This window comes from Faecalicoccus pleomorphus DSM 20574, assembly GCF_000420345.1.
Classification (GTDB): domain Bacteria; phylum Bacillota_I; class Bacilli_A; order Erysipelotrichales; family Erysipelotrichaceae; genus Faecalicoccus; species Faecalicoccus pleomorphus.
The window spans coordinates 22549-31066 of sequence record NZ_ATUT01000022.1 but is presented as its reverse complement, the minus strand read 5'-3'; the positions used below and the strand labels follow the sequence as shown (position 1 = coordinate 31066).

At 36.1% G+C, this 8518-nt stretch carries 6 protein-coding genes, 1 pseudogene and 1 other annotated feature (1 of these 8 cut by a window edge); all 7 genes and pseudogenes read left to right on the top strand.

The window, feature by feature from the left end; all coding sequences use genetic code 11:
• Nucleotides 1-312 (top strand): annotated as a pseudogene (locus G413_RS12115) (hypothetical protein); the annotation flags it as partial.
• Nucleotides 313-318: 6 nt separating this feature from the next.
• Complete coding sequence (locus G413_RS0108955) at nt 319-1251, top strand: acyltransferase family protein (RefSeq protein WP_081637662.1); 933 nt, start codon at nt 319-321, stop codon at nt 1249-1251.
• A 185-nt stretch (nt 1252-1436) separates the two neighbouring features.
• A complete protein-coding gene (yaaA, locus tag G413_RS0108950; protein WP_022790551.1) occupies nt 1437-1640 on the top strand; it encodes a S4 domain-containing protein YaaA in 204 nt (67 codons plus the stop codon).
• A complete protein-coding gene (gene recF, locus G413_RS0108945; protein ID WP_022790550.1) occupies nt 1637-2731 on the top strand; it encodes a DNA replication/repair protein RecF in 1095 nt (364 codons plus the stop codon). The genes yaaA and recF overlap by 4 nt, the downstream gene beginning before the upstream one ends.
• Entirely contained in the window at nt 2728-4692 is a 1965-nt protein-coding gene (gyrB, locus tag G413_RS0108940) for a DNA topoisomerase (ATP-hydrolyzing) subunit B (RefSeq protein ID WP_022790549.1), read from the top strand. Before recF ends, gyrB begins: the two co-directional genes overlap by 4 nt.
• A gap of 9 nt (nt 4693-4701) precedes the next feature.
• A complete protein-coding gene (gene gyrA, locus G413_RS0108935) occupies nt 4702-7158 on the top strand; it encodes a DNA gyrase subunit A (protein ID WP_022790548.1) in 2457 nt (818 codons plus the stop codon).
• A 53-nt stretch (nt 7159-7211) separates the two neighbouring features.
• Entirely contained in the window at nt 7212-8321 is a 1110-nt protein-coding gene (gene brnQ, locus G413_RS0108930) for a branched-chain amino acid transport system II carrier protein (protein ID WP_022790547.1), read from the top strand.
• Nucleotides 8322-8404: 83 nt separating this feature from the next.
• Nucleotides 8405-8518: a binding site (T-box leader), on the top strand (it continues 90 nt past the right edge of the window).

Here is an 8518-nt window from a genome sequence, read left to right as displayed (position 1 = left end):
ACGAAAGTCCTCTGTGAAAAGAAATGCACCAACAAAGTTTTGAATACCTACAGTAAATACGATGCAGTCAATCATCTGAACAATGTCAATTCATTCCATTCCATGATCAAGGAGCAGTATCGGTATTACCGGGGAGTGTCCAGCAAATACATCAACCGATATAATGCACTGTTTACATTACAGAAGGAATATCAGGGAATGGACTCACAAGAATTCCTGTTACTGATTATGAAAAGATTGAGAGGACAAGCTAGTTACTTTTTTATTCGTCAAATACGAAAAGAAGATCTTTTTAAATTTGCGATTACTTAAAAGGCTATATCAACAAATTGGAGGTTAAGCGTTGCAAAAATAAATGTTCCTTTATTTTTGATGATCTCCGGAAGTCTTTTACTGACAAAAGAAGAAAGATATATAACGATCTTTCGTAAACGTATGATCAAGATCATCATTGCGATACTCGTGTTCAATTTTTTAGTTTACATGGCTGAACATGATTTTGTCGTAGATTTGACAGCTTATATTATTGGCGTTTTTGAAAACGGAATTGATCGTTCTTACTGGTACTTATATTCTTATTTGGGCTTTTTACTGATGCTTCCGTTATTGCATAGAATCTGTCGAAATATGAAGGCATCTGATTTCTGGATCATTCTCTTTATTCATTTTGTATTTTCGACCATTGAGCCTTTGATGCAGTTTTTTGTACAGACTTTTTTAGGACAGGATTTTGAATTTACATGGGCTTTTCGTATTCCGTTCAGTACAGTGAAAGAGATTTTTTATCCTTTGATGGGCTTTTATATTGATAGAATATTGTGTGTGCAGAAATTGCAGAAAAAATGGATCTTTACATTAGGTCTTGCGACTTTGTCTGGTATGATGATTTCCATTTGTTTTACGATCGTCGGTGGTAACTTATATGGATACAGTGATGCTTATTTTGAATTGTTTGATTACATAAGTGCCATATTTGCCTTTATCTTGATCAAAAGATTGTTTCTATCCTATAAAGATAAGATCAACATTTCTTTTCAAAATTTCATTGTGAAGCTGGGTGCTTTGACCTATGGAATTTATTTATGGGATCCATTTTTTAGAAAGATGATTTTTGATGAATTTGAAATGGCCTTGATTCCTTATTTTGGAGGTTTTATCACATCTGTTTTATGGTGTGTTTTCAGTTTTGTTCTTTGTGGATTCATCGTCTCTTTCCTAAAAAGAGTACCGCATATACAAAAATTGTTTTAAAGCGTGAGAAATACTGAAAAAGAAATTGAGATACAAAAATGGTTCAAAAAAACAAATTTATCGCTTGAGGCTCTTTTTTGAGCCTTTTAATTTGATTTTAGACAAATTCAAATACTGTAAAATTCAAGAAGTAGTAAATTTAACGTATTTATGGTATAATTTATAGGCGAAAAGAGGGATTTTGTATGTATTTTGATCTAAAAGGTGAATGCATTACATTACAACAATTATTGAAAGCATGCGATATCATTTCCAGCGGAGGTCAAGTTAAAGAATTTCTTCAGGAAACACCGGTTATGGTGAATGATCAAAGAGAAGATCGAAGAGGCCGGAAGCTTTATAAAGATGATGTCGTATCTTTTTATGATACAAGGATCATCATCCGATGAATATCTGCAGCTTAAAGCTTCGTAATTTTAGAAATTATGATATGGCAGAGTGTGTTTTTAGACCAAACAGTATTTGTATCTTGGAAGGAAAAAACGCACAGGGAAAGACGAACCTGATCGAATCGATTTATTATTTAAGTCATTTACGTTCTTTTCGTACACCATCCAGTTCTTCTTTGATTTTGGAAAATCAAGATTTTTTTATGATTCAGGCACAGATTGAATCCCATCAAAGAAAAGAAGAACTGAAAATCGTATCTATGGATCATGAGAAGCATTTATATCATTTTAATGATCCCATTCGAAGATATTCCGATTTTATAGGTATTGTCAATGCGGTTCTTTTTTGTCCGGACGATTTGATGTTGTTTCAACAAAGTCCGAAAATTCGAAGACGCTTCATTGATATGGAACTGATCAAGATTTCCAAGCGATATACCAGCACTTTAAATCATTATCAGAAAATGTTAAAGGAAAGAAACTCCATTTTAAAAAGAGAGAAAGTGGATCCTGTTCTTTTGGAAACGATGACGGAACAAATGATACAAGATCAAATCATTATATTGAAACAAAGAGTCTCTTTTTTAGAAGATCTGATGGAAAAAACACGGGCTTTTTATTCTTACTTTACTAAAGAAAAGGAAGAAGTGGGAGCTAGATATCAAACATTTATTTCTATGGATGATTTGGAAACGAATCTAAGAAATGCGTATAAAAAGAGTGAAATGCGCGATAAATTATACAAAAAAACACATATTGGTATTCATAAAGATGATATTGATTTTCATATGAATGGCATATCTGTTAAGGAAGTAGCCAGTCAGGGACAAAAACGCAGCTTTGTGCTTTCGATGAAGCTGGCACTCTGTCAGATCATCTACGAAAAACAAAAGGAATATCCAATTTTATTGTTGGATGATGTCTTTAGTGAACTGGATGATCATCGATGTCAAAAGCTGATATCGATTTTACCTCAAAAAATGCAGATTTTTATTACGACAACAGGCAATATAGAGCCTTCCTGGTTGAAAGATCATAAGGCTTATACGATACAAGTGGAAAACGGACATCTAAGGGAGGTCAAAAAATGAGTAATGAACAAGAACAGAAGATCATTGAATTTGAAGAGTTGGAAAGTGAGGCAACTCGTGTAGATCATTCTTATACCGCCAATGATATTCAGGTATTGGAAGGTTTGGAGGCCGTGCGTCTTCGTCCGGGAATGTATATTGGTTCAACCAGTGCCAGAGGTCTTCATCATCTGGTATGGGAAATTGTGGATAACGGTATTGATGAAGCGTTGGCTGGTTATGCCAGTCAAATCGATGTGGTTATTGAAAAGGACAATGTGGTCTCTGTACGAGATAATGGACGTGGTATGCCGGTAGGTATTCATGAAAAAACTGGAATCAGTGCGGTAGAAACGATCATGACCGTCCTACATGCCGGTGGTAAATTCGGTGGCGGCGCTTATAAGGTATCCGGTGGACTTCATGGTGTCGGTGCCAGTGTTGTAAACGCATTGAGCGAATGGCTGGAAGTTACGGTGTATCAAAATGGAAATATTTATTTTATTCGATTTGAAAACGGCGGAAATACGGTAGAACCTTTAAAAATCATTGGAAAGACGGAAGAAACGGGTACATTGGTTCGTTTTAAGGCTGATCCTGCCATTTTTAAAGAAACAACGACCTATGATTTTGATACGTTGAATGTTCGTTTACGTCAGCTTGCCTTTTTAAATAAGGATATTCGTTTAACCTTAAAGGATGAACGAAGTGAAGATGGACAAAGTGTAAACTATAAATATGAAGGCGGTATTATTGAATACGTACAATATTTAAATAAGGGTAAGAAAACTCTAGGTGATAATGTCATCTATGTCGATGGTATGCAGGATCAGATTTTGGCTGAAGTGGCCTTGCAGTATAATGATGGCTATCAAAGTAATATTTATTCGTTCTGTAACAACATTCATACGCATGAAGGTGGTTTCCATGAAGATGGATTCCGTATGGCACTGACGCGAGTAATCAATAATTATGCCAAAGAAAATAACTTATTGAAAAAGGAAGAAACCTTATCACAGGATGATGTCAAAGAAGGTTTGGTGGCAATCATTTCCATCAAGCATCCGGATCCGCAGTATGAAGGTCAGACAAAGACAAAGCTGGGAAACAGTGAAGTCCGTAAGATCGTATCGAATATTGCCGGTGAACAGATCAAACGTTTCTTTTTAGAAAACCCAAATGATGCCAAGGCTATCGTTGAAAAGGCCATCGTTGCCTCTAAAGCACGTTTGGCTGCCAAAAAAGCACGTGAATTGACACGAAGAAAAAGTGCTCTGGATGGCATCAGTTCACTACCGGGAAAATTAACAGACTGTTCTTCAAAAGATGCCAGTGAATGTGAAATTTTTATTGTTGAGGGTGATTCAGCCGGTGGAAGTGCCAAACAGGGACGTGATGCCAAAACGCAGGCTATCTTACCACTTCGAGGAAAGATATTAAACGTAGAAAAAGCACGTCAACATAGAATTTTTGAAAATCAGGAAATTCGCAGTATGATCACAGCTTTTGGCTGCGGTATTCAGGATGAAGTCAACTTAGATAATCTTCGTTATCATAAGATAGTTATCATGACAGATGCCGATGTCGATGGAAGTCATATTTGTACGTTGATGTTGACGTTCTTATATCGCTTTATGCGTCCGGTCATTGAAAATGGATATGTCTATATTGCCCAGCCACCTTTATATAAGTTACAAAAAGGAAAGAAAATTGCTTATGCTTATAAGGAACAGGAGATGGATAAGCTCCGTGAAGAATTTAAAGATGGATACAAAGTACAGCGTTATAAAGGTTTGGGAGAAATGGATGCAGAGCAGTTGTGGGAAACAACAATGGATCCGGCTCATCGTATCTTAAAGCGTGTTACGATTGATGATGCGGTCGAAGCGGATAATGTATTCTCTATGTTGATGGGAGAAGATGTCGATCCTCGTCGTGAATTTATACAGGAAAATGCGGTTTACGCAAATCTGGATTACTAGGAGGTTTCTATGGAAGAAAATAAACAATATGATTACATAGAAGATGTAGAAATATCCAAGGAGATGCGTGAATCCTTCCTGGATTACTCTATGTCAGTTATTGTACAACGTGCTTTACCTGATGTTCGTGACGGTATGAAACCGGTTCATCGTCGTATTTTACATGCGATGAATATGTTGGGTATCACCAGTGGTGTAGCTCATAAAAAAAGTGCTCGTATCGTTGGTGAAGTTATTGGAAAGTATCACCCTCATGGGGATACAGCGGTTTATGATGCCATGGTTCGTATGGCCCAGGATTTTTCCTATCGTTATCCTTTGGTCGATGGACATGGTAACTTTGGCTCTCTGGATGGAGATGGAGCAGCGGCCATGCGATATACGGAAGCGCGTATGTCAAAAATCTCTATGGAGATGATGCGTGATATCAATAAAGATACCGTAGATTTCGTACCAAACTATGATGGTGAAGAAAGTGAACCGGTTGTTTTACCAAGCCGTATTCCTAACCTTTTGATCAATGGTTCTGTTGGTATTGCTGTTGGTATGGCTACTAATATTCCACCACACAATTTAGGAGAAACGATTCAGGCTATTTTTAGAATTATGGATGATCCGGATGTCAGCGTACCGGAATTGATGGAAGTTATCAAGGGCCCAGATTTTCCAACCGGCGGTATGATCTTAGGACGAAAAGGAATTCGTCAGGCCTATGAAACGGGTCGTGGATCAATCATGATTCGCTCCAAATATCGTATTGAAGAATTGGATAATGGAAAGAAACGAATTATATTCTATGAAATACCATATCAGGTCAACAAATTGAATTTGATTAAAAAGATGGCGGATCTGATTCGTGATAAAGAAATTCAAGGTGTTACTTATCTGAATGATGAAAGTAACCGTGAAGGTATTCGTATTGTACTGGAACTAAAGAAAGATGTGCAGGAAGAAGTCATCTTAAATCAACTCTTCCGTTTGACTCCGTTACAGACAAGCTTTGGAATCAATATGCTGGCTTTGGAGAATGGAAGACCAAAACAGCTTTCTTTAAAAGAGATTTTGAATGATTATTTAAATCATCAGGTAGAAGTTATTGTTCGAAAAACGAAATTTGATTTAAAGAAGGCAAAAGACAGGGCGCATATTTTAGAAGGTCTTCGTATTGCGATGGATCATATTGATCAAGTCATTCATTTGATTCGTTCCAGTAAAAAAGAAGAAGCTGGATTGATTCAGGATCTATGTGAAACCTTTGGATTGTCTGAAACACAGGCTAAGGCTATCTTAGCCATGCAGTTAAGAAGATTATCTGGTTTGGAAAGAGATAAGATTGAAAAAGAATATCAGGAAATTTTAATGACAATTGCGGATTTGGAAGATATTCTGGCCAATCATGATCGTGTACTACAGATCATTCGTGAAGATCTGACAGAAATCAATGAAAAATATGGCGATGATCGTAAAACGGAAATCAGTGATGCTTCATTTGATATGGAAGATGAGGATTTGATTCCGGTAGAAGACAGTATCATTATGTTGACAGAATCAGGCTATATCAAACGTCAACCGGTTGATACTTATCATACACAAAATCGTGGTGGACGTGGTATTAAGTCATTGACATTAAATGAAGAAGATTCCATCGATACTTTGATTTCCATGTCAACACATGACTGGTTGTTGTTGTTTACGAATAAAGGACGCGTTTATCGTATGAAGGGATTTAATATTCCTATCGCATCCAGAACAGCTAAGGGACTTCCAATCATCAACCTTCTGACATTGGAAAAGGATGAAAAGGTAAAAGTGCTGCTTCCAATTCCTAAAGAACATGATCATATCAAAACTTTATTGTTTGTGACCAGAAACGGAATTGCCAAGCGAACCGCATTAAATGAATTTGACAATATCAATCGTAATGGAAAGATCGCAATCAGCTTAAAAGAAGAAGATGAACTTGCGTTTGTCAAGGCAACGACCGGTGATGATGAAGTAATGATTGCCGGATCCAATGGAAAAGCTGTACGCTTCAAAGAAAATCAAATTCGTATGATGGGAAGAAATGCAGCTGGTGTACTTGGATTTAATTGTGATGGCAGCTACGTTGTAGGTGTTTGTTTATCCAATGAAGGAAACACCGTATTATCAGTTTCTGAAAATGGATATGGTAAACGCAGTGATTTTGAAGAATATCGTTTGACTTCCCGTGGTAAAAAAGGTGTACGTACGATAAATATTACTGAGAAAACAGGAAATTTAGTCAGTGTAAAAGCTGTCAATGGGGATGAAGATGCAATGATCGTATCCAGTTCCGGTATCATGATTCGTATCTCACTGGCCAGTGTAGGTGTTTATGGACGTAATACGCAGGGGATTAAATTGATTCATCTGACAGAAGGTTCTAAAGTGACCAAGGTTACTTTAGTTGATCATGATGAGAACGAAGAAACACAGGAAGAATAAATCTGTAGATCCTTATTGTCTATCACAATAAGGATCTTTTTTAAGGAGATTGTATGGAAAAGTTAAATATCAAAAATAGTATATTAATAGGATTTACTCTGTTTTCAATGTTTTTTGGAGCTGGAAATTTGATCTTTCCTCCCTTATTAGGAGCACAATCCGGTTCTTCATTTTTACTTTCAATCCTTGGATTTTTATTGATGGCAGTTGTCGTTCCCAGTGTTACCGTTATTGTCGTTGCCAAGCATCAGGGATTAAAAAATCTGACAGATCAGATTCATCCTTATTTTACACTTGTGTTTGTGACACTAGTGTATTTGTTGATTGGACCCTGTGTTGCGATTCCCAGAACCGCTTCGACTTCATTTGAAATGGCATTGGCATCTTTGATTCAGGAAGACAATCGCATGTTGTTTCAAATTATATATTCCCTTCTCTTTTTCACATTGGCAGGATTTGTGGCATTAAAGCCAAATAAATTAAAAAATTTATTAGGAAAATTTATGACACCTATCTTATTGATCTTAATATTGATTGTATTTTTAGGTGCTGTTTTTTTGCTTCCTGTTCATATTGGGGATCCTTATACAAGATATGCATCATCACCGGTATTATCCGGAATCGTGGATGGCTATCAGACCATGGATATTTTGGCAGCATTAAATTTTGGAATTATTATCGCCATCAACATTCAAGATTTAGGAATTAAAAAGCCAAAAAGAGTTACGATTGAAATTATGAAGGCAGGACTGATTGCAGGAATGTTATTGGCAATTGTTTATTGTGCTACCGGTTATATAGGAATGCATAGCTCCGGTATGTTTGATCAAGTGACAAATGGTGCACAAGTTTTAGTCTATTCTATAGAAAATAGTTTTGGGTCATTTGCGCAAATCTTAGTAGGCATGATTTTCTTTATTGCCTGCTTTAATGTTTGTACCGGATTATTATCTTGTTGTGCCCAATATTTTCAGGAACTTGTTCCAAAGATTTCCTATAAAAAATGGTTATTACTTTTTGTGATTTTCAGTTTTATTATTTCAAGTTTAGGTTTAGATTTTATTTTAAATATGTCGTTACCTATTTTATCCATCATGTGTCCGATTGCAATTTTAATTGTAGTCTTTGGCATCTTTAAAAAGCCTAAACAGATCAAGGAATAGGAATGTCATATGATTATTCGTATTCTATAAAATTCTATTCGATTCAAACTTGCACTCTTATTGAAAGAATGATATAAAATATACTGAAAACAATGAAAAGGAAAAGTACATTTATTCTTTTTTTATAGAGACGATATGGCTGGTGAAAATATCGAGAAGATAAATGGAAAAGCCCCTTTGAGTGAAACAGGGAAAAA

Bases quoted from the DNA above. Each gene is read 5' to 3' on its own strand.
- yaaA (WP_022790551.1), top strand. From the start codon at position 1,437: ATGTATTTTGATCTAAAAGGTGAATGCATTACATTACAACAATTATTG.
- recF (WP_022790550.1), top strand. From the start codon at position 1,637: ATGAATATCTGCAGCTTAAAGCTTCGTAATTTTAGAAATTATGATATG.
- gyrB (WP_022790549.1), top strand. From the start codon at position 2,728: ATGAGTAATGAACAAGAACAGAAGATCATTGAATTTGAAGAGTTGGAA.
- gyrA (WP_022790548.1), top strand. From the start codon at position 4,702: ATGGAAGAAAATAAACAATATGATTACATAGAAGATGTAGAAATATCC.
- brnQ (WP_022790547.1), top strand. From the start codon at position 7,212: ATGGAAAAGTTAAATATCAAAAATAGTATATTAATAGGATTTACTCTG.